Below are 22870 nucleotides of genomic sequence, written 5' to 3'. Positions count from 1 at the left end.
TTTCTGTTGAGCCTAACGGTATGATTATTATTGATGGGGAAAAGACCGACTACAACGTTAATAAAGACGGTGTCATATCTAAAGATGGTCAAACTATCGCCCATGCTCAGGAAACCACTCAAGGCTACGTTGTTACTGGTGTAGACGGTGCAAAGATCATTATCGACGAAAATGGCAATATCAAATCAATCGATATGCCTACTGAGCCAACTATGCCTGAGCACGATGAGCTTAAATCTGTTCAACTAGGAAATGACGGATCTATCTATGTAGATGGGGAAGCTACGTCATTAACAGCCGAAATTCATGATAATAGCGTAACTTACACAATCAGAAATAAGGATGGCTTAGTCATTGGCGAAGCAAATACAATCCCTTTAAAAGACAGTGATCTCACTGTCACAGTAGTAAAGATTAATGACAAAACAATTATTATAAATGAGCAAGGACACATAATTCCAAATGAAGCTTTGAAACCGGCGCTAAGAAAGCTCGATAGCAATAAATTACAATCTATTGACCCAACCAAGCTACAGAAAGCGAAATCAGCGATTCAACAGCGTTTACGTGGCTAATAACTAGCCTAGGTTAAACCAGCTCACCCGATAATAGTAACTCCTATTATCGGGTGTTTTTACTAACTAGCTAAGGAAAGCGATTCGGAATTAACATATGAAACGCCTTCTATTAATACTTGCTTCCACCTTCCCTTTTCATTCAACTGCAAATGACACCCTTGTTGAATCTATTGAGCGTTTTACGGATATCTTTTCCGTCAGCTTATCTCAAAACCCAGACAATGAAAAAACAGTTGCCACACTTGATATAAACTATCAAATCAATGATAAGTTGCGTGTTTTTGGAGAGGTCGATACTCAAGAATACTGGCAGGCAGGGTTGGGGTATTCATTCTGGCAAGGGGACACGTACTACACAGAAAACACCTTAAAAGTCAGCGAACATGAGATCACAACAGGCATTTTTATTGCTAAGTTGATTCATGAACAATGGACACTGCTTGGCGATATTAACTACAACTATATGGATAGAGATTTCGATGCTTGTCTTCCAAACTTATGTGTGGAACATAGAGCCTCTGACACATTCGATTATAGTGCTGGAGCTCTGTGGAGCCCGATTCGATATGCTGATTTTCTTTACAAATTCAATCAAGAAATTGGATTCAAAAAAGATACCCAAGACTTTTACATTAAGGATGATACTACTGTGGGGCCTGGATATATCAGAAATGAAGCTAGGACCAACATCCATTATCACGAGGTCGCTGTATTCTTTAACTTGAAGTACGTAAAACCGTCCGTTACCTACACCATATACCCTGAAGCTAAAAACTATGTTGAATTCGGTTTAGCCTTCGATTTCTAGCTATTTAATAACTGTTTAAGCTTCTCTCGCAACTCTTGATGTTGTCCATTAGTTTGATACTTCTTGTGATAGAAAAATTCGAATTCCACCGGGCGCATCGCAAATGGAGGCTCATGAATTTGTAAGCCAATGGTTTTTGCTAAATGGATCATGCTAACCGGAACAGCTGCAATATAGTCAGTCCCTTTAACAGCTAAAATCAAGTTAGTTAGATTTCGAACTTCAATTGCCACATCACGAGTAAAGCTCTTTTCAGAAAGAAAGTCGACTATTTGAGTATCTTGTCGAAGTAGCTTCAAGGTTACATGCCGTGCTTCAAGAAACTCATCCATTGAAATCTGCTCACCAAATTTACTAATTTCGGGATCGCTCATCAACAATAGTCTATCTGTTGTCGCAAACTCATAAGCTAAGCTCGCTTGTTTCGGCAAACCAGTATCGACCACTAAGTCTACTCGGTTGAGTCGAATATCCTCGACAACGCAATCAACAGAGATTGGTGATTCGACTAATTGGACACCATGAAGCATTGGCATTTTATGCAATAAGTTAGCAGGCATATAAACCGTAAAATCACGCTTTCTTGATACAGCCCCTTCCATCAACTCTAAAGCATCAGATAATTGACCTGCCAATTTGTGAGCCATTGACGTTGGTTCTATTGAACGACCTACTCTTACAAACAACGCATAGCCTACCACCGCTTCAAACCTTTTGATTGCGGCGCTAACGGCTGGCTGTGTTAATTCTAATGATTCAGCAGCTTTGGTTATCGATCTTTGTTGATATACAGAGAGGAATGGCTTTACTAAGTTGAGATCAAACACGCTTTACTCCATCAAAACGGTGTTCTCTTAGTGTAACAAAAAAGCCGAATGCTATAAGCAATTCGGCTTTAATAATATTCAACAGTGTTATGTAGAACTGTTGCTATTAGTGCTCGCGCGTCGCTCGGAACTGAACTTCAGGGAAGCGTTCAGAAGCTAGGTTCAAGTTCACCATAGTTGGTGCAATGTAAGACAGGTTGTCACCGCCATCTAACGCTAGGTTAGATTGGTTCTTACGTTTGAATTCTTCTAGTTTCTTAGCGTCATCACATTCAACCCAGCGTGCGGTTGCAACGTTAACGCCTTCGTAGATAGCTTCTACGTTGTATTCTGCTTTCAAGCGCGCTACAACCACGTCGAACTGAAGTACACCAACCGCACCAACGATCAGGTCGTTGTTCTGCATTGGACGGAATACTTGTACAGCGCCCTCTTCTGAAAGCTGAACCAAGCCTTTTAGAAGTTGCTTCTGCTTAAGTGGATCGCGCAGACGAATACGACGGAATAGCTCAGGTGCGAAGTTAGGAATACCAGCGAACTTCAGGCTCTCACCTTGAGTAAAGGTATCACCAATCTGGATAGTACCGTGGTTATGCAGGCCGATAATATCACCCGCGTATGCTTTCTCAGCTCGAGCACGGTCACCCGCCATGAAGGTTACCGCATCAGAGATACTAACACTCTTACCAGTACGAACATGGTTCATCTTCATACCTTGGTTGTAAGTACCCGATACGATACGCATGAAAGCGATACGGTCACGGTGTTTAGGGTCCATGTTTGCTTGGATCTTAAATACGAAACCAGAGAATTTCTCTTCTGTCGCTTCAACATCACGCTCGTTCGCTTGACGCGTTTGAGGAGCTGGAGCCCATTTCGTTAGGCCATCAAGCATATGGTCAACACCAAAGTTACCTAATGCAGTACCGAAGTAAACCGGTGTTAGTTCGCCAGCAAGGAACAGGTCGAGATCAAACTCAGGACAAGCACCAATAACAAGCTCTAACTCTTCACGTACGCTTTCCGCAAGATCAGCACCAACTGCTTCATCTAGGTCAGGGTTATCTAGACCTTTAATGATACGAACTTCTTGGATCTCGTGGCCGTGGCCTGATTCATATAAGATCGTTTCATCACGGTGAATGTGGTAAACACCTTTAAACTCTTTACCACAACCGATAGGCCATGAGATTGGAGCACAAGCCATACCCAGCTCGCTCTCTACTTCATCAAGCACTTCCATTGGGTCACGAACGTCACGGTCAAGTTTGTTCATAAACGTTACGATTGGCGTATCACGTAAACGTGTTACTTCCATGAGTTTACGAGTACGATCTTCGACACCTTTCGCTGCATCGATAACCATCAAACAAGAGTCAACCGCTGTTAGCGTGCGGTACGTATCTTCCGAGAAATCTTCGTGTCCTGGAGTATCTAGTAGGTTTACTAGGCAATCATTGTATGGGAATTGCATTACCGACGTAGTTACCGAGATACCACGTTCTTTTTCCATCTCCATCCAGTCAGATTTAGCGTGCTGGTTAGAGCCACGGCCTTTTACGGTACCCGCTTTTTGAATCGCGTTTCCGAATAAAAGAACTTTTTCAGTAATCGTGGTTTTACCCGCATCCGGGTGAGAGATAATCGCAAACGTTCTACGTTTGCTCACTTCTTGTTGGAAAGACATAGTCGCCCTTTGCTGATCTAAAGCGTAAAAAGGGCAAGTAGATAATACTTGCCCTTGAATTCTGTGTGCGGATTATACAGAAAGCGTGTCACTTTCTAAAGGGTCAGTTTACACCCTATTTTATCGCTAATTATCTGGTCGTCTAAAAGACACAATATAGTTAGCTAAAAGACATAAAAAGATAGCTCATAATGATGGCATCTTCGTTGCCTTGCTTGGTGGGATAATAATTCCGACGGCGATCAACTTCATTGAAACCGGCCTTTTCGTAGAGATTAAACGCGTTCACATTACTTTCGCGAACTTCTAGCCAAGCGCTTTCCGCATCAGCTTGTTCGCACATATCAAGAAAATGTTCAGTTAACGCTTTCCCATACCCTTTGCCTTGCTGGCTTGGGTCTACCGCGATATTAAGCAACGTGACTTCACCAACAATGTTTTGCGCGAAGAAGTACCCGACTACTTGCCCATCGACTTCAAGAACATGATGGCAGGCGCCTCGACTATCGAGATCTCGGATCATATTTTCAGACCATGGATGAGAATGTGCGGCCTGCTCTATCTGCCAAATGGCGTCTAGGTGTTGCTGTGAAGTTGGTAAAAATTGATTAGTCATAAGCACAAATTTGTTGCCATAAGTCGCGGCGATGTTGGTTATTACCGTTAATGTCAGACAGTAATGGCGATTGTAATGTTTTAGCTTTCAACTCTTGAGCCGACTCGCAGCCAGCAAACCATATCCACTCAACCGAACCTAAATCCAAAGAAGATAGGTGCTGAGGCTGAACATGTAATGCTTGAGATAAGTCGAGCTTGATACTTTTGAGTACACGCTCAAACATCACAGCAAGGTCTTCCTGAGGCTTTTCAGGCGAAACCAACAGTAACTTGCAATCGCTCGAAAGCGGAGTCAATTCAGATTCATAGCCCGCCAGACGCTCTGGGTGGCTCAGCTCCCATTGGCTAATGCCCATCTCTTGCAGGTATTGTGCGTGTGTTTGTGACATATCTAGCGGTGCAACCTTAGGTTAATAGTGGCGACTGATTAGAGCGAAGTTAAAAACGAGCTCATCAAAGTTGGGCTGATACTAACAAAAAATAAAGGAGCATCAAGCTCCTTTATTTAGACTAAATCGGTTTGTATCTTATTGCGTAGTGAATCAGCTTATAAGTTGTTGAACTCAGGGCTGTAAGCAATCTCACCAGAATGACCAGCAAGCGCACCTTCAACTAACTCGATAGCTTGGAAAGCACCTTCAGGCACATCCCAAGCACAGCTCAGGCCAAATTCACTCGCAGCCTTGAAACCAAAGCGGCTGTAATAAGCAGGATCACCAAGCACAACACAAGCAGGGTAACCAAAATCGACCAAAGTGGAAAACGCATCTTCAACTAGAGATTTAGCAATGCCTTGGTTGCGGTACTCTTCTTTCACAGCGAGAGGCGCAAGCCCTTGCCAGTTATGATCATCATCACCAAGAGTGATAGGGCTGAACATCAGGTGACCAACCACCTCGCCTTCATCAGAACAAGCCACCAGCGATAGCGTTAAATGGCTATTCTCACGCAAGCTCATAACCAAGTTAGCTTCAGCATCTGTTTCAAAAACAGATTTCAATAAACGATCAATGACAAGTATATCTGCCGGTGCTTCAGTTCGAATAAGCATTCATTACCTCACTTTGTGTATCTGGGGATTGTACTCCCTTCTGCACAAAATCAGCTAATTGATTTAACAAAGTTTTCATAGGAGCCGGCAATAAGTCCAGATCTACGCTATCCATCAAGTTTTTGACTTCTAAACCAAGCTCAGTATCACCTTCGATAGACAATCTACGTTGGAAAAAAAGCGTATCTGGGTCTTCTTTGCGTCCTGCAATCAACACAAGATCATTAAGATTCCCGCTAAAGCTAACGTCTTCAACTACTTCTTTATCAGCGACAACCAGTTGCTCATTTTTGTAGCTAATACACCAACTTAACCCCATGTCTTTTATTGAGACTTTCAGCCATTTGTCTTCTAAAAACTCAAAGTCACCGTCCTCTAAAGCTTCCTTGAAGACATTCTTAAGCGCCTCCAACAAGGCTCTTTTTTGTACTGTTTTAGGCAATAACTGGACTGGAGATCGCAAAATTGATGCGGCATTTTGAACTAGTTGAGTGCGAATCTTGTTTATCACGTGACTTATCCGTAACTTTGTCAATAATATGGAATGCATCATAGATGATGTTAAGATCTCAGTTACTGTTATGTATCAAATTAACTTCTGTTTGATGCTCGACCTTTAATATCCTGAAAATCACAGTTATAGTAACTCAGGTAATGAGAATTACAGCGGATCGCTGCACTCACAGGTAAATATCGATAGCCACAAAACGTAATAAATATTTATCGATAGTGAATATTCAAGCTCTTGGAGAATTGGTAGTACTTTGATGCCTCCCCAGCAATTACAACATTGGTTTACCCAGCTAACTGCAAATAGTCCGTTCTTTTTTGCAGTACTTGATGCTCAACATAACTATTTTATGGTGAATGAGCGTTACTGTGATATTGCTGGTTTGAGTCAAACAGAGCTTGTAGGCATGAATGACCGCCAAACATTGGGCGAACAGTTCTACCAACACCTTAAGCCTTACTATGAACGTGCATTCAATGGCGAAACGATTGAGGCCGAAGTCACTCTCAACGAAACTGACCTCGATACCAGCCTTCATTTCAGCCTATCTCCGCTGACCAACGGCAACAAAACCGACTACATCGTCTTTCACGCCTTCGACACATCAGAAAACCAAGTCCTTATCCGCTCTTTAGAAGAGTCCGAAGCAAAGTTCCATAAGTTATCTCACCTACTCCCAGACGGATTACTGCTCGTTGAAAGTGACTACATCTTGTCATCCAACCCTGCAGCGGCACGCTTGCTTGGTTTTAACTCAACCACAGAGTTAATTGGTGAAGAGTTGGGACGCCTATTTATCGATGAACAAACCAAAACAGTCTTCAATAACAACCTCAGCTCTATTATTTCTGAGTCTGGTTTGGTTTGCTTAACGGGTGCCCGATGCGGCTTCGAACGTAAGGTTCAGCTCAATATCGACTCCACCACCGTTCTTGGAAGTAACACTCAACTGGTGCTTATCCAAGACGCGCAAGAACCCGCAAAACAATATACACAGGCAAACAGTGAAGATGCCTACATCGATGCACTAACCAAGCTCTACAACCGAGTTGGGTTTACCAAGCGTCTTGAGCAGTTTATTCACAACGATACGCCGGTGGTGATGCTCTACTTAGATATTGATAACTTTAAGAATATCAATGACTCACTGGGTCACCACATCGGTGACAAAGTGATTAAAGAGGTCGCTTCACGCCTAAAACGCTTACTGCCTCGTAAGGCCGTGATTGGGCATTTAGGTGGAGATGAGTTTGGTATTATCCTGCCAGAACCTGAACATCAACGAACACCTGAAATGCTCGCTGAAAAGATCATTTCCTTGATCAATCAACCCTTCGATCTTCACCACTTTAGCAAGCGCTTGGCCTGCTCAATTGGTAGCGTGAGCTTTCCTCAAGATGGTACTGATGCTCGTATCTTGCTGCAAAATGCAGACACAGCAATGTATGAAGCCAAAGATCGTGGTCGCAATCGCCTAATCAAGTTCAACGAACAGATGAACAAAGAAGCGCGTATGCGATTGTGGCTTGAGATTGAGCTACAAAAAGCGCTGCAACAGAATGGACTCGAAGTTTGGTATCAACCTAAGGTCAACGCGCGAGATTTCACCATCAATGGCGCAGAAGCTCTGGTACGCTGGAAGCACCCTGTAGAAGGCTATATTAGCCCTGCGGCATTTATCCCTGTAGCAGAACGAGCTGGTCTTATTGAACAACTTGGCCGAGTGGTAATGCGTGAAGTATTTGCGACGGTTAAACGCTGGAAGATGCAAGGTATCCTACCAGGTCGTGTCGCGATCAACCTTTCACCAGAACAGTTTGGTAATCCTAAACTGATTGATTACATGGAAAAGCTACTCCGTTCGACCGAGCTTGACCCAAGTGCAATTACGTTTGAACTAACAGAAAGCGCAGTGATGAGTGATAGTGAACACACACTTCAAATGCTGAACGCCATCAAGAAGCTCGGCTTTGCCCTCTCGATTGATGATTTCGGTACGGGTTACTCTTCTCTGTCTTACCTTGCTCGATTCCCAATTGATGAGCTTAAGATAGACCGTGCTTTCATCTCTGATATCGACACCCTACCAAAGCAAATCACCGTGATTGAAAACATCATCAACCTGGGTAAATCTCTCGATTTAACCGTGGTTGCAGAAGGTGTCGAAACCAGTGAGCAAGCGACTCTGCTATCGAACCTCAACTGTAGTTCAATTCAAGGCTTCCACTTCTATCGTCCTCAGCCAAAACAAGATGTAGAAGAGCTGTTCGCACAAAACCGTCGCCACAAAAATTGATTAGACGATTCGCGTACGCGCCTCCTTCAAAGCCAGAGCAACACACAAAACTACCACTCGTCAGTACCTCAAACGGAGTAAAAGCAGATTTATCCATCTAAACCTGCCTTACATCAATTCCGTCATTCACAATTCTTCATAAAATGCTCGCTTCAACTTAATTCTACTGGTAGTGAGCAAATGGAACTCTTATGCCCAGCGGGTAACTTACCTGCTTTGAAAACCGCTATTGATTGTGGTGCGGATGCTGTCTATATCGGATTCAAAGACGATACCAATGCCCGACACTTTGCAGGCCTAAACTTTGCGGGTAAAAAGCTCGATCGTGCTGTGCAGTATGTGCATGACCACAACAAGAAAATTCATGTTGCCCTAAACACATTTGCTCACCCAAATGGCTTCGACCGTTGGACTAATGCCGTAGATAATGCTGCTGCACTGGGTGTTGATGCACTGATCATCGCAGACATCGCGGTGCTTGAATACGCAGCAAATAAATATCCAGATCTAGAACTGCACCTATCAGTACAAGCGTCTGCAACCAATGCAGCCGCTATCGACTTCTACCATAAAAACTTCAACGTTAAGCGTGTCGTACTGCCGCGTGTGTTGTCGATTCATCAGGTCAAACAGCTTTCTCGTAATATCACTTCTGACGTTGACCTTGAAGTATTCGCTTTCGGTAGTTTGTGTATCATGGCTGAAGGTCGTTGCTACCTCTCTTCATACATGACTGGCGAATCACCAAATACCGTTGGTGCTTGCTCTCCGGCGAAATACGTTCGCTGGCAAGAAACAGAAACAGGCCTAGAGTCTCGCTTGAACGAAATCCTTATCGATAAGTATGAAGCAGGTGAGAACGCAGGTTACCCAACGCTGTGTAAAGGTCGCTTTGAGGCTGAGATCGATGGTGAACGTAAGCGCTATCACGCACTTGAAGAGCCAACCAGCCTAAACACGTTATCCATGTTACCTGAGCTTTTCGCGGCCAATGTTGCCTCAGTGAAGATTGAAGGTCGCCAACGCAGCCCTGCTTACGTTGAACAAGTGACTCGCACTTGGCGCGCTGCTATCGATCGCTACTTAGCGAACCCAGAACAATATCAAGTGGAACAAGCTTGGAATGCGACACTGGCGAATGTATCGGAAGGTACACAAACCACGCTTGGCGCTTATCACCGTAAATGGCAATAGAGCCAAATGGAGAACTCAATGAAATACGCATTAGGCCCTCTACTTTATTTTTGGCCAAAACAAGATGTTGAAAGCTTCTATGAGCAAGCAAAATCAAGCTCTGCCGACATCATCTACTTAGGTGAAGCCGTGTGTTCAAAGCGTCGTGAGATGAAAGCGAAACACTGGATGGACATTGCCAAAGAGCTGTCTGCGTCAGGTAAGCAAGTTGTCCTCTCGACCATGGCATTGCTCGAAGCGCCAAGCGAAGTCAACATCATGAAGAAGTACATCGACAACGGTGACTTCGCGATTGAAGCCAATGACGTGTCTGCTATTCAACTGGCGAGCGAAAGCAAAGTACCATTCGTTGTCGGACCTGCGGTAAATACATACAACGCGCGCACGCTGAACCTGTTCTTGAAGCAAGGTATGACACGTTGGTGTATGCCTGTCGAGCTTTCTCGTGAATGGCTAAGTAATGTAATGACACAATGCGAAGAGCTAAACATCCGCAATAAATTCGAAGTTGAAGTGTTTAGCCACGGCTACCTACCGCTTGCTTACTCAGCACGCTGCTTTACCGCTCGCGCAGAAAATAAAGCTAAAGACGATTGCGAAACCTGCTGTATCAAGTACCCAACAGGGCTACAAGTAGAAAGCCAAGAAGGCCAATCGGTATTCAACCTTAACGGTATCCAGACGCAATCGGGCTACTGCTACAACCTAGTCAATGATTTGCCAAACATGCACGACCTGGTTGATGTGGTTCGTTTAAGTCCACTCGGTGTTGATACCTTCTCTGAAATCAATAACTTCAGAGCAAACGAACAAGGTCAAAAACCGATGAAGATTGAAAGCCGTCAGTGCAATGGCTACTGGCATCAGCTTGCAGGTTTAGACGTTAAGAACATCTAGTTCTTCGAGTAAAACCAATCAGCAGTTGATACAAGAAGGTCTAGCATTCGCTAGACCTTTTTTTATTCGGCTTAAGAAATATGACCTATGCCGTCGCTGTCTCCATCGGAGAGGCATCGAGCTTCTTTACATCTTTGTAGAGCATCACCATCACCACCACGCTTAACGCAATGTTAGACAATGGGTACGCAATCCAAATCCCCGGCACACCGTACAACTTAGGCATGATGTATAAGAAAGGTAACTGGATAAGCATATTACCTATCGTCACAAACATCGCCTTGCTGCCTTTGTTTACCGCTTGATAGTAAGCACCCGCTACTACCAAGAAGCCATCAAGCGCCAGTGCAAACATGTGAAGTCGAATCCCTAACACGGTGTACTCAACGAGCTGAGGTTCGTCCGAGTTAAATACTGATACAAACTCACGTGGGAACGCGTTCAGAAGCAGCACAAATGCCACACCAATCAATACTGAACTCAGCATCGCAATCTTAAGTAACTTACGAATGTTCGCTTGGTTACGCGCACCATGGTTGTAGCTCACTAATGGTTGCATACCGTTCGCGATACCTTCAGCCGTGAGGTAGTAAACCGTCACGATGTAGCCCAAAATTGCGTAAGCGCCGATCATCAACTGGTCACCATATTGAGAGAATAGCGCATTGTGCAGCGCCACCATCATCGAACCATAAGCGTACATAAAGAAGCTAGATGTACCAATCGCGAAGATTTGTGGAATCACATCGAGCTTCAATCGCAGTTCATTCCAACGTAAGCGCAAGTTTGCTCGACGTGAGAAGAAGTAAGCCAAGCCGAGACCCGTTACCACAAACTGAGCAATCGCTGTTGCTAATGCCGCGCCCATCAACTCCCAACCATAAAGAGCAATAAACAGGTAATCGAGCACAATGTTAATCACGGCACCAACGACCATCAAGATGGTAGCTAGATTAGGGCTGTCATCGTTACGCAGTAAAAACGGCATCGCGATCGAACCTAGCGTGAAAACACTAGCACCAATCAAGATGTGCAAGTACTGCAGACCAAGTTCATACACTCGCCCTTCAGCGCCCTGCCAAAGTAAGAAATTATCAGCAAATAAAAACAGCAATGCAGAAACAATAGGCGTTATCGCTAACAACAGGGTTAAGCCTGTTGCTAAGATCTGCTTAGCGCCTTGAGTATCTTTTTCACCTTGGCGAATCGAGACAAGCGCACCTGTACCCACACCCACCAACATACCAATACCGAGAATCGAACCAATCACAGGCCACGCAACATTGATACCTGCAAGTCCATCAGCCCCCACATAGCGGCCAATGAAGATGCCATCCACCACTTGGTACAGGCCATTAACCAACATCGCCGCCACGGTAGGGATTGTGTATCGCCAAAACTGACGACTAATTGAGTTACTCATTTCTTACTCTATTTTCATTGTGAGTCGCATATTAACAAGATATGACTCGAAAAATTAGTTAATAAGGCTAACTAAATATCTAAATTATTTACTTCAAAGCTTTATTTAATAATAGGTTTAGCTGCTGAGATTCTTGCTCAGACAAACGACTTTCCAGTATCTGTGCCATGACCTGATAGATCTTACTTTCTTCTTCTAAGCCGACTTCAGCTTTGCTGGTAAGTACGACCAACTTAGACCTCGCATCTTCGAGCGAAGCTTTACGTTCAACAAGCCCCTTTCTCTCTAGTCTTTGAACCATAGTGGTTGCTGAAGGCTTCGTAACCTGCATCTCAATCGCAAGATCGGTCAGCCGGATCGGCTCTGGAGACGCTTGAATGACCTTTAAGTAGTCATACTCATTGAAGCTCAATTGGCAAATCGGATCTTCATTAACCTGGGTTCGCCATACCTTAGAAGCAAAGCGCTCAATCTTTTCTAAATTCTGGTTCAGCATACTCACCCTATCAAAGAATAGCATTTAGTTAGTAAGACTAACTATTTTAATATTGTTTAAATTAAAAGCAATCAATAACCAGATCCAGTTTATAAAAATAATGGAGCATAAAAAAACCGCTGACAGGCAGCGGCTTTTGGAAATCAAAATGTGTTGCTTACTTAGCGTTGGCTGCTTCTTCGGCCTCAGCCAACTTAACTTGCGCTAAATGTTCGGCTTTAAGCGTGGTGAAGATGCGGCTTAACTCCAAGAAAGAGTAGCGGTGTTCTACATATTCATACACGTTGAAAGACACTGACAGCTTATACAAAGAGATCGCATTCGCGTAGTCACCATTCATGTGGTAACGCTTAGCAAGGTAGAAGTACGTCTCTGTAAGGCGCTGAGCAAGTAACGTGTTGTCACGAGTACCCGTTAAGATCGCCTTGAAAGCCTGCTCTTCAGTAATGTCATCAAGCATAATCGCGACTAATACCCAGCCCCACTGCTCATCACGGTTCTCATAGCGCTTTTGCAAATCAAGCTTGGCTTGTTCTGGCGTTAGTTCATGTTGAATGATGTATAGCCACAAAGCGCGAAACGGATCGCTAGGATCATCGGCATAGTGCTTCATCATCTCTTCATTGGCTAAGTCGTAACGCTCACCATAGTACAGTGCGATAGAGCGGTTTCTTTCTGCGTAAGAGTTTGCAGGATCAAGCTCTAACGTAGAATCAAAAGATTCATAAGCCGCATCAAACTCCCCTACCTGCGTAAAATAAACACCCAAAAGATTGAAGATATCAGGCTGAGCAGGGTTCAATGAAAGAGATTGATTGAAGTCAAGACGCGCGAGATCACGCAGGCCAACACTGTCGTAGTAGTTACCACGTTCAAACAGCATCTTAGCTCGAACTTCATCGTTCAAATCTGGGCGCTGTAATAGCTGACTAAGACGTGCAATTTGAACTTCTTGCTGAACACTTGGTTGCAGTGGCACAGCCATCGGTGGATAAACCCAACGTGAGGCGTTATCTGATGTTGTCGCACAACCTGTTAGTACAAGCAGTAAACACATACTCGCGGTTTGAAACCATTTCACAAATAATTACTCCTGTTATGACCGCAATAAAAAAGGGGAGCGATATGCTCCCCTTTATAACATGCTTTGTTGACGATAGGTTAGAAATCACTAAAAAGCGATATCACCATCGACACACTGAGAATTACTCAGCAGCAGGTGCTTCGCCTTCAGCTGGCGTTTCAACTGCTTCTTTCATGCTTAGACGTACACGGCCTTGACGGTCAATTTCAAGAACCTTAACTGGTACTTCTTGACCTTCAGTTAGGTAGTCAGACACTTTTTCAACGCGCTTGTCAGCGATTTGAGAGATGTGTACTAGACCATCTTTACCTGGAAGGATAGTAACGAATGCACCGAAGTCAGCTAGACGAGCAACTTTACCTTGGTAAATGCGGCCAACTTCAACTTCAGCTGTAATCTCTTCGATACGACGGATAGCTTCTTTAGCAGCTGCGCCTTCAGTAGCAGCAATCTTGATTGTGCCATCGTCTTCGATTTCGATTGTAGTACCTGTTTCTTCACAAAGAGCACGGATAACTGCGCCGCCTTTACCGATAACATCTTTGATCTTATCAGAGCTGATTTTCATTGTGTGGATACGTGGAGCGAATTCAGAGATATCTTCACGAGCACCAGAGATAGCTTCATCCATTACAGAAAGGATGTGCTTACGTGCACCTTGCGCTTGGTTAAGTGCAATTTGCATGATCTCTTTAGTGATACCTTCGATCTTGATGTCCATTTGAAGTGCAGTGATACCAGCGTTAGTACCTGCTACTTTAAAGTCCATGTCACCTAGGTGATCTTCGTCGCCAAGGATGTCAGAAAGAACAACGAAATCGTCGCCTTCTTTAACAAGACCCATTGCGATACCTGCAACAGAAGCTTTGATTGGAACACCAGCATCCATAAGCGCTAGAGATGTACCACATACAGAAGCCATTGAAGAAGAACCGTTAGATTCTGTGATTTCCGATACAACACGAACTGTGTATGGGAATTCTTCAACAGAAGGCATTACTGCTTGGATACCACGTTTAGCAAGCTTACCGTGACCAATTTCACGACGCTTAGGAGAACCAACGAAACCAGTTTCACCTACACAGTATGGAGGGAAGTTGTAGTGTAGAAGGAAGTTGTCTTTCTTCTCACCCATTAGGCTATCGATGATTTGAGCATCACGTTGTGTGCCAAGCGTTGCAGTAACAAGTGCTTGAGTTTCACCACGAGTGAATAGAGAAGAACCGTGTGTACGTGGAAGAACACCAGTACGTACGTCTAGCGCACGAACCATGTCTTTTTCACGGCCATCGATACGTGGGTTGCCAGCGATGATGCGGCTACGTACTACGTTTTTCTCTAGAGAACCAAGCATGCCGCGGATTTCGCGCTCATCTAGGTTTTCGTCTTGTGCAATTAGAGCTTCAACAACGTCGTTCTTGATTGCGCCAACTTGCTCGTAACGAGCCATTTTCTCAGTGATCTGGTACGCGTCAGATAGACGAGTTTCAGCAAGTTCAGCAACTTGAGCTTTAAGCTCAGTGTTAACTGCTGGCGCTTCCCAGTTCCAAGCTGGAGTTGCTACTTCAGCAGCAAACTCGTTGATTGCTTTGATTACAACTTGTTGTTGGTCGTGACCGTAAACAACAGCTGAAAGCATTTCTTCTTCAGACAGGTTATCTGCTTCAGATTCAACCATTAGTACTGCGCCTTCTGTACCAGACACAACTAGGTCTAGTTTAGAGTTTTCAAGCTCAGTATTTGATGGGTTAAGAACAAGTTCGCCGTCGATGTGACCAACACGTGCAGCACCGATAGGACCATTGAATGGAGCACCAGAGATAGCAAGTGCAGCAGACGTTGCGATCATAGTGATCATGTCTGGGTTTACGTCAGGGTTGATAGAAACAACCGTAGCGATAACTTGAACTTCGTTTTTAAACGCACTTGGGAAAAGTGGACGAATTGGACGGTCAATCAGACGAGCTGTTAGTGTTTCGCCTTCAGAAGGACGACCTTCACGCTTGAAGAAACCACCAGGGATTTTACCCGCAGCGTATGTACGCTCTTGGTAGTTTACTGTTAGTGGGAAGAAGTCTTGACCTGCAACTGCTTCTTTCTTAGCAACAACAGAAACGAATACTGATGTATCGTCCATAGTCGCCATTACAGCAGCAGTAGCTTGACGTGCAATTACGCCCGTTTCTAGAGTAACGGTGTGGTTACCGTACTGGAACGATTTTACAACTGGTTTTTCAAACATTGTATATCCTTAGCTCTAAAGTCAAACTTTAGATTAAGTGAATAATGACTCAAGATATTACCAATCGCGACTAGTGAAAAGGGACTTAGAATGGTGACTCTTTGTATGAGTTCATACGCCGAATTAAAACCAAATCCGCCTTTGAATAGTCGCGACCTATTGGCCGACATCTGTGACTGTAATCTCTTGAGAGGTTGATTGCCAAACGCTGAAAACGCTATAGGCGGGCGTAGTATAAACTATTTTTATTAGGAGATATATTTCCTATCAGAAAAAGCCAGATGATATTCTGAGCATCTAGCCTAGCATTTTCTTACAGGTACAAAAAAAGGAGCATAAATGCTCCTTTTCTTCAAACAGTCTTTGCAGACATCGCTATTAGCGACGTAGGCCTAGGCGCTTGATTAGGTCTTGGTAACGAGAAAGGTCTTTACCTTTCAGGTAGTCAAGAAGCTTACGACGGCTAGAAACCATACGTAGAAGACCACGACGGCTGTGGTGATCGCCTTTGTGTGCTTTAAAGTGACCTTGAAGGTGGTTGATAGAAGCAGTTAGTAGTGCTACTTGTACTTCTGGTGAACCAGTATCGCCTTCAGCGCGTGCGTATTCTGCAACGATTGCTGCTTTAGTTTCTGCATTCAGAGACATAATTCTCTCCTGATAAGAGTAGTTTAATATTTGTAGCAGCCAATCTCTGATTCAGCCGCTACGCGAGCCGAGGATTATAGGGAAGTTTGTCAGTTGGTGCAATAACAATCGAACCCATTAAAAACGAAAAAAGCGAACCACCTAAATTAGGCGCTCGCTTCCTGTCTTATTGGCTCGTTGTTCACGAGGAACGACTAAGATCTAACTCGATCTAAGCGTTACGCTTGTGGCTCTTCATCTCTGAAAACAACCAAACGTTTGGGTGCAACTCGGCCATCTTCAGCAATCTGAGCTACGCCGACAAACAGCTTCTCTTCGCCACTTGTCATACGAACCGTGCCTTCAGTTGGTGCACCAGCAACCTGAACTGGCATACCGTGCTGAACCAGGTCAGTCAGTTCCGCGTTCAGATTTACTTCTGGTAAGTCTTCAACAGCAGTGTCCATTGGCATTAACAGTGGATCAAGCAGCTCTTTCGGTGCAATTTCTTGCGCCTGCGCTTGTTCTAAGATCTCGTTCAGTTGTTCCAAAGTCACCATACGCTCATATGGGTACTTCGCTACACCAGTACGACGAAGCATGGTCACGTGAGCACCACAACCTAGCATTTCACCGAGATCGTCGGTAATTGTGCGGATGTAAGTACCTTTAGAACAATGCACTTCCATTTCAACTTCATCACCTTCAAAGCGAAGCAGTTCAATTGAGTACACAGTGATCTTACGAGACTCACGAGGCACTTCGATACCTGCGCGTGCGTATTCATACAAAGGCTTACCTTGATACTTCAATGCAGAGAACATTGATGGTATCTGGTCGGTTTCACCCTTGAAGCTCGCAATACAACGCTCAAGTTGTTCTTGAGTCACGTTTACATCACGTGTCTCTACCACTTCACCATCAGAATCAGAGGTATTGGTACGCTCACCAAGCTTAGCGATAACAACATAGCGCTTATCAGAATCGAGAAGAAACTGAGAGAACTTCGTTGCTTCACCAAGACAAATTGGCAGCATGCCAGTCGCAAGAGGATCCAAAGCACCGGTGTGCCCTGCCTTCTCTGCAAAGTAAATACGCTTTACTTTTTGCAGTGCATCATTAGACGAAATGCCTGTCGGCTTATCTAATAGAATTACCCCGTTGATAGGGCGACCTTTACGACGGCGAGCCATTACTCTTCGCCCTTAGACTGAGTTTCGTCAGTGCGGCCAGCTTCTTCTTGCTTGCGCTTGTCGTCGTTCAGAACTTCACTTACTAGATTAGACATACGCATGCCTTCTACTAGTGTGTTGTCGTAAGTAAAACGAACTTCAGGCGTTAGACGGTGGCGAATACGCTTACCAAGAGCCATACGAACTGGCACTTCATGCTCTTTAAGAGCTTTAAGGCATGATTCAGGTGTTTGCTCACCAACACATAGGAAAGTCACGAACACTTTTGCGTAAGCAAGGTCACGAGACACTTCTACGTCTGAGATAGTTACCATACCAATACGTGAGTCACGAACTTCACGTTGTAGGATAAGAGCAAGCTCTTTTTGAAGCTGCTGAGACACACGTTGTGTGCGGCTAAATTCTTTTGACATTTTCTTTTCTCACTTAGAAAGATGGGGGGCTTGGTAATTACCAGCCCCCCATGGTGTATTCAACAACCGATTACTTATTACCTTTACTAGTAATGTTAGTAACCTTAGTCAATATGTCGAGTCGTACAGACTGATTAGTCTAGAGTACGTTTAACCTCAACGATTTCGAATACTTCGATCTGGTCACCAACGCGAACGTCGTTGTAGTTCTTAACGCCGACACCACACTCGTAACCGTTCTTAACTTCTTGAACGTCATCTTTAAAGCGACGAAGTGACTCTAGTTCACCTTCGTAGATAACAACGTTGTCACGAAGTACACGGATTGGGTTGCTACGCTTAATCGTACCTTCAGTAACGATACAACCAGCGATTGCACCAAGTTTAGGCGACTTAAATACGTCACGAACTTGTGCAAGACCAATGATCTCTTGACGGAATTCAGGAGCAAGCATACCGCCCATCGCCTGTTTAACTTCGTCAATCAGTTGGTAAATGATTGAGTAGTAACGTAGGTCTAGGTTTTCGTTCTGAACCGTGTTACGCGCAGTTGCGTCAGCACGAACGTTGAAACCAAGGATGATAGCGTTAGAAGCTGCAGCAAGAGTTGCATCAGTTTCAGTAATACCACCAACACCAGAACCTACGATGTTCACTTTAACTTCGTCAGTTGAAAGTTTCAGTAGAGAGTCAGCAATTGCTTCTACAGAACCTTGCACGTCAGCTTTAAGTACAACGTTAAGCTCAGCAACTTCGCCAGCCGTCATGTTCGCGAACATGTTCTCTAGTTTCGCTTTTTGTTGGCGAGCTAGTTTAACATCACGGAATTTACCTTGACGGTAGTTCGCAACTTCACGTGCTTTACGCTCATCACGTACAACAGTCGCTTCGTCACCTGATGCAGGTACGCCAGAAAGACCTAGAATTTCTACAGGGATAGATGGACCTGCAGTTTCGATGTCTCTACCGTTCTCATCGCGCATTGCACGAACACGGCCGTACTCTTGACCACAAAGAACGATGTCGCCTTTGTTTAGAGTACCAGACTGTACTAGTACTGTTGCAACTGGACCACGGCCTTTATCAAGACGAGATTCAACAACAACACCAGACGCCATGCCTTCTTTAACCGCTGTAAGTTCAAGAACTTCAGACTGAAGAAGAATTGCTTCTAGAAGACCATCGATGTTTGTACCCTGTTTTGCAGAGATGTGAACGAAGATGTTCTCACCGCCCCATTCTTCAGGGATAACGTCGTATTGAGCTAGCTCATTCTTAACGTTGTCTGGGTTTGCACCCTCTTTATCGATCTTGTTCACTGCAACAATCAGAGGAACGCCTGCTGCTTTCGCGTGCTGGATTGCTTCGATTGTTTGTGGCATTACGCCATCGTCTGCTGCTACTACAAGTACAACGATATCTGTCGCTTGAGCACCACGAGCACGCATAGCTGTAAACGCCGCGTGTCCAGGAGTATCAAGGAAAGTGATCATGCCGTTGTCAGTATCTACGTGGTAAGCACCAATGTGCTGAGTGATACCGCCAGCTTCGCCAGAAGCAACGTGTGCTTTACGAATGTAGTCAAGTGTTGAAGTTTTACCGTGGTCAACGTGACCCATGATAGTAACAACAGGAGCACGACCTTCAGCGATAGCGTCGCTATCACGGTCAGCTAGTACTGCTTCTTCAAGTTCGTTTTCTTTACGTAGGATTACCTTGTGACCCATTTCTTCAGCAACAAGTTGTGCTGTTTCTTGGTCGATCACTTGGTTGATAGTCGCCATAGCGCCCATCTTCATCATTACTTTGATAACTTCAGTTGCTTTAACTGACATTTTGCTAGCCAGTTCAGAAACAACGATAGTTTCGCCGATAGCAACGTCAGATTTAGCAACAGTCGCTGACTTATCGAAGCCTTGCTGCATTGAAGTTGGTTTAGCAAGCTTACCTTTACCGCCACGACCACGTTGGTTACGACCACCACGGTTGTTTGCAGGTTGGTTAGCAGGAGCTGCTTTCTTCTTGCGACGACGAGGTGCTTTCTCGTCTTTCTTATCTGCCGCATCTTCAGCTTCACGAGCGTAAGTAGAAGTAGTCACATGGTAATCCGCAGATTTCTCTTGCTCTTTCTTCTTTTTCTCTTCTTCAGACCAACGTTCTTGGTTCTCTTCTGCTAACTTACGAGCTTCTTCAACAAGCTTAGCTGCTTCAGCTTCTGCTTTACGAGTAGCTTCTAGCTCTTGACGAGCTTTAAGTTCATCCGCTTCTTTTTTCGCTTGTGCGTTAGCGTCTGCATTTTTTGAATTCATGTCTTTTTTAGCCTTTTCAGCTTGTGCGCGTTGAGCCTTCTCTTCAGCTTCACGTTTTGCATCCGCTTCACGTGTTACTTTTTCTTCAGCTTCGCGCTGTGCTTTCTCTGCAGCATCACGTTTCGCTTGCTCTTCAGCATCGCGTCGTGCTTTCTCTTCCGCTTCACGATTAGCTGCTTCCTCAGCTTCACGTTTCGCTTCATCTTCAATAGTGCTGCGCTTCACGTACGTACGCTTTTTACGTACTTCAACTTGAACATCCTTACTCTTACCGCCTCCAGCGGCAACACTTAGCGTGCTGCGGGTCTTGCGTTGAAGAGTTAAACGAGTCGGCTCTGTTTCACCAGAAGTATCGCCGTGCTCCTTTTTAAGGTGCGTTAGCAATGTTTGCTTCTCTGAATCAGTTACTTGATCCGACCCTGATTTCTTCATGCCTGCATCAGCAAGTTGTTCAATTAAGCGGTCAACTGGCGTACCAATCTCTTCACTCAGTGCTTTAACTGTTAATTGTGTCATACCGCTTTCTCTCCTTGCTGAATTATTCTTCGTCGCCGAACCAACAGATGTTACGCGCAGCCATAATTAGCTCGCCAGCACGCTCTGCAGTTAGGTCTTCGATGCCTTCTAGTTCATCAACGCCTTGGTCAGCTAGGTCTTCCAATGTCGCAACGCCTTTTGCTGCTAGCTTGTAAGCCATTTCACGCTCAAGACCTTCAAGTGCAAGTAAGTCTTCAGCTGGCTCAACACCGTCGAAAGTTTCTTCTTTCGCTAGCGCTAGAGTAGTCAGTGCGTCTTTCGCGCGGTTACGTAGTTCTTCAACGATACCTTCGTCTAGACCATCAACTTCAAGAAGCTCGTTCACAGGAACGTAAGCTACTTCTTCAAGTGTTGAGAAGCCTTCTTCAACAAGCATTTGAGCAAAGTCTTCTTCGATGTCTAGGTGCTTCATGAAGTTTTCAATAGAAGCAACAGCTTCTTCTTGGTGCTTCTTCTCTAGATCAGCAACAGTCATTACATTTAGTTCCCAACCAGTAAGTTGAGAAGCTAGACGTACGTTTTGACCACTACGGCCAATTGCTTGTGCTAGGTTATCCGCTTCAACAGCGATATCCATAGAGTGTGCATCTTCATCAACGATGATAGAAGCAACATCAGCAGGAGCCATTGCGTTGATTACGAATTGCGCCGGGTTATCATCCCAAAGAACGATATCGATACGCTCACCGCCAAGGTCGTTAGAAACAGCTTGTACACGTGCACCACGCATACCAACACACGCACCAACAGGGTCAATACGTTTGTCGTTTGTTTTCACAGCGATTTTAGCACGAGAACCAGCGTCACGTGCAGCACCTTTAAGTTCAATTAGCTCTTCACCAATCTCAGGCACTTCAACACGGAATAGTTCAGCTAGCATTTCTGGCTTCGAACGAGTAACGAAAAGCTGGAAACCACGAGCTTCTGGTTTAACTGCGTAAAGAAGACCACGAACACGGTCACCTGGACGGAAGTTTTCACGAGGAAGTTGGTCATCACGAAGGATTACCGCTTCAGCGTTGTTACCTAGGTCTAGGATAATAGTGTCACGGTTAACTTTCTTAACTGCGCCAGTTACTAGCTCGCCTTCATTGTCGATGAACTGTTCAACGATTTGAGCACGCTCAGCTTCACGTACTTTTTGTACGATAACTTGCTTAGCTGTTTGAGTCGTAATACGGTCAAATGTAACTGATTCGATGTCATCTTCAATGAAACCGCCAAGTTCGATCTCTGGATCATCGTACTTTGCAGCTTCAAGAGAGATTTCTCTTGTTGGGAATTCAACTTCCTCAACAGCTTCCCAACGACGGAAAGTTTCGAAATCACCCGTTTTACGGTCGATTTCAACACGAACTTCAATTTCTAGTTCGCTTTTCTTTTTTGTTGCCGTTGCAAGCGCGATTTCAAGCGCTTCAAAAATACGCTCACGAGGAACTGCTTTCTCATTAGAAACAGCTTCTACTACCGCCAAAATTTCTTTGTTCATTAATCTAGCCTCTTAAGCTCTTCTCTCTAGGAGAACTAAAATTTAGGGATCAGGTTAGCTTTCGCAATATTGCTCAGGACGAATTCTTCTTCTTGTCCTTCAACCAATACTTTCACTGTCTCGCCTTCGATAGATTGGATATCACCTTTCCATTTACGACGGTTGCCGACAGCCATTTTCAAAACGATGCTTACCTCGTGACCAATAAATTGTTGGTAATGCTCTGCTTTGAACAGTGGTCTCTCTAAACCTGGTGAAGACACTTCAAGGTTATAAGCCACTGAAATTGGATCTTCAACATCCATTACGGCACTTACTTGGTGACTAACTTCAGCGCAATCATCTACATTGATACCGTTTGGTGAATCGATGTAAATACGTAGCGTTGAGTGCTCACCAGCACGAATAAATTCTAATCCAACTAACTCATAACCTGATGCTGCTACTGGAGCGTCAAGCATTTCAGTAAGTTGTCTTTCTAAACCAGTCATTTAACCACTCCAGAAACAAAAAAAGGGCTCAAAGCCCAATTTAAATTCCAAGCAAACATTATCTAAACGCATTTACAAATGCTTAGATAACAAAAAACC

General features: G+C 44.4%; 21 protein-coding genes. 5 read left to right on the top strand and 16 right to left on the bottom strand.

The window, feature by feature from the left end:
* Both BCT34_RS08745 and BCT34_RS08740 read left to right on the top strand, forming a co-directional pair.
* The coding region (locus BCT34_RS08745; protein WP_206747221.1) for a hypothetical protein at positions 1-575 on the top strand (575 nt) is incomplete at its 5' end.
* A gap of 97 nt (positions 576-672) precedes the next feature.
* Positions 673-1386 carry a hypothetical protein gene (locus tag BCT34_RS08740; RefSeq protein WP_076655157.1) on the top strand — a complete coding sequence of 238 codons (714 nt, stop codon included), beginning with the start codon at positions 673-675 and terminating at the stop codon, positions 1384-1386.
* Here BCT34_RS08740 and BCT34_RS08735 read toward each other — a convergent pair.
* The 6 genes from BCT34_RS08735 to BCT34_RS08710 form a co-directional block, all read right to left on the bottom strand.
* The gene (locus BCT34_RS08735; RefSeq protein WP_076655155.1) at positions 1383-2213 is read right to left on the bottom strand and encodes a LysR family transcriptional regulator; all 831 of its coding nucleotides are present in this window, start codon (positions 2211-2213) and stop codon (positions 1383-1385) included. The genes BCT34_RS08740 and BCT34_RS08735 overlap by 4 nt on opposite strands.
* Before the next feature lie 106 nt (positions 2214-2319).
* The gene (gene prfC / locus BCT34_RS08730; protein WP_076655152.1) at positions 2320-3900 is read right to left on the bottom strand and encodes a peptide chain release factor 3; all 1581 of its coding nucleotides are present in this window, start codon (positions 3898-3900) and stop codon (positions 2320-2322) included.
* A gap of 160 nt (positions 3901-4060) precedes the next feature.
* Complete coding sequence (gene rimI / locus BCT34_RS08725) at positions 4061-4516, bottom strand: ribosomal protein S18-alanine N-acetyltransferase (RefSeq protein ID WP_050633586.1); 456 nt, start codon at positions 4514-4516, stop codon at positions 4061-4063.
* Entirely contained in the window at positions 4509-4907 is a 399-nt protein-coding gene (locus tag BCT34_RS08720) for a DNA polymerase III subunit psi (protein ID WP_076655151.1), read from the bottom strand. Before BCT34_RS08720 ends, rimI begins: the two co-directional genes overlap by 8 nt.
* Positions 4908-5065: 158 nt before the next feature.
* Positions 5066-5569, bottom strand: coding sequence for an N-acetyltransferase (locus tag BCT34_RS08715; protein ID WP_076655150.1), 504 nt, complete (start codon positions 5567-5569; stop codon positions 5066-5068).
* Positions 5553-6080: an SCP2 domain-containing protein gene (locus BCT34_RS08710; protein ID WP_076655149.1), complete on the bottom strand. Its 528-nt coding sequence runs from the start codon at positions 6078-6080 to the stop codon at positions 5553-5555. Before BCT34_RS08710 ends, BCT34_RS08715 begins: the two co-directional genes overlap by 17 nt.
* A gap of 256 nt (positions 6081-6336) precedes the next feature.
* On the opposite strand from BCT34_RS08710, the gene BCT34_RS08705 reads away from it, so the two are divergent.
* The 3 genes from BCT34_RS08705 (at position 6337) to BCT34_RS08695 (ending at position 10467) form a co-directional block, all read left to right on the top strand.
* Entirely contained in the window at positions 6337-8376 is a 2040-nt protein-coding gene (locus BCT34_RS08705) for a bifunctional diguanylate cyclase/phosphodiesterase (RefSeq protein WP_076655148.1), read from the top strand.
* 180 nt (positions 8377-8556) lie between these two features.
* The gene (locus BCT34_RS08700; RefSeq protein WP_017068227.1) at positions 8557-9570 is read left to right on the top strand and encodes a peptidase U32 family protein; all 1014 of its coding nucleotides are present in this window, start codon (positions 8557-8559) and stop codon (positions 9568-9570) included.
* 18 nt (positions 9571-9588) lie between these two features.
* On the top strand, positions 9589-10467 hold the full coding sequence (locus BCT34_RS08695) for a U32 family peptidase (RefSeq protein WP_076655144.1): 879 nt from the start codon (positions 9589-9591) through the stop codon (positions 10465-10467).
* An 85-nt stretch (positions 10468-10552) separates the two neighbouring features.
* Here the strand turns inward: BCT34_RS08695 and BCT34_RS08690 are convergent, their stop codons facing one another.
* From BCT34_RS08690 to rimP, 10 genes are all read right to left on the bottom strand, one after another.
* On the bottom strand, positions 10553-11890 hold the full coding sequence (locus BCT34_RS08690; RefSeq protein ID WP_076655140.1) for an MATE family efflux transporter: 1338 nt from the start codon (positions 11888-11890) through the stop codon (positions 10553-10555).
* Positions 11891-11978: 88 nt separating this feature from the next.
* Positions 11979-12386, bottom strand: a complete 408-nt coding sequence (locus tag BCT34_RS08685) for a MarR family transcriptional regulator (RefSeq protein WP_076655138.1) — start codon at positions 12384-12386, stop codon at positions 11979-11981.
* Positions 12387-12543: 157 nt separating this feature from the next.
* Positions 12544-13467, bottom strand: a complete 924-nt coding sequence (gene nlpI / locus BCT34_RS08680; protein WP_076655136.1) for a lipoprotein NlpI — start codon at positions 13465-13467, stop codon at positions 12544-12546.
* A 124-nt stretch (positions 13468-13591) separates the two neighbouring features.
* A complete protein-coding gene (gene pnp / locus BCT34_RS08675) occupies positions 13592-15712 on the bottom strand; it encodes a polyribonucleotide nucleotidyltransferase (protein ID WP_060982624.1) in 2121 nt (706 codons plus the stop codon).
* A 378-nt stretch (positions 15713-16090) separates the two neighbouring features.
* Positions 16091-16360, bottom strand: a complete 270-nt coding sequence (gene rpsO / locus BCT34_RS08670) for a 30S ribosomal protein S15 (RefSeq protein ID WP_004728948.1) — start codon at positions 16358-16360, stop codon at positions 16091-16093.
* Between the two features lie 218 nt (positions 16361-16578).
* The gene (truB, locus tag BCT34_RS08665) at positions 16579-17532 is read right to left on the bottom strand and encodes a tRNA pseudouridine(55) synthase TruB (RefSeq protein WP_017059233.1); all 954 of its coding nucleotides are present in this window, start codon (positions 17530-17532) and stop codon (positions 16579-16581) included.
* A complete protein-coding gene (rbfA, locus tag BCT34_RS08660; RefSeq protein WP_017065964.1) occupies positions 17532-17945 on the bottom strand; it encodes a 30S ribosome-binding factor RbfA in 414 nt (137 codons plus the stop codon). The genes truB and rbfA overlap by 1 nt, the downstream gene beginning before the upstream one ends.
* Positions 17946-18079: 134 nt before the next feature.
* Positions 18080-20770 carry a translation initiation factor IF-2 gene (gene infB / locus BCT34_RS08655; RefSeq protein WP_076655134.1) on the bottom strand — a complete coding sequence of 897 codons (2691 nt, stop codon included), beginning with the start codon at positions 20768-20770 and terminating at the stop codon, positions 18080-18082.
* Between the two features lie 22 nt (positions 20771-20792).
* Positions 20793-22280: a transcription termination factor NusA gene (nusA, locus tag BCT34_RS08650; protein WP_076655133.1), complete on the bottom strand. Its 1488-nt coding sequence runs from the start codon at positions 22278-22280 to the stop codon at positions 20793-20795.
* A gap of 35 nt (positions 22281-22315) precedes the next feature.
* Positions 22316-22771, bottom strand: a complete 456-nt coding sequence (gene rimP / locus BCT34_RS08645; protein WP_004738265.1) for a ribosome maturation factor RimP — start codon at positions 22769-22771, stop codon at positions 22316-22318.
* Positions 22772-22870 lie beyond the last annotated feature (99 nt).

This window comes from Vibrio sp. 10N.261.45.E2, from assembly GCF_002875705.1.
GTDB lineage: Bacteria > Pseudomonadota > Gammaproteobacteria > Enterobacterales > Vibrionaceae > Vibrio.
The sequence above is the reverse complement of the archived record's forward strand: the minus strand, read 5'-3'. Positions and strand labels throughout refer to the sequence as shown.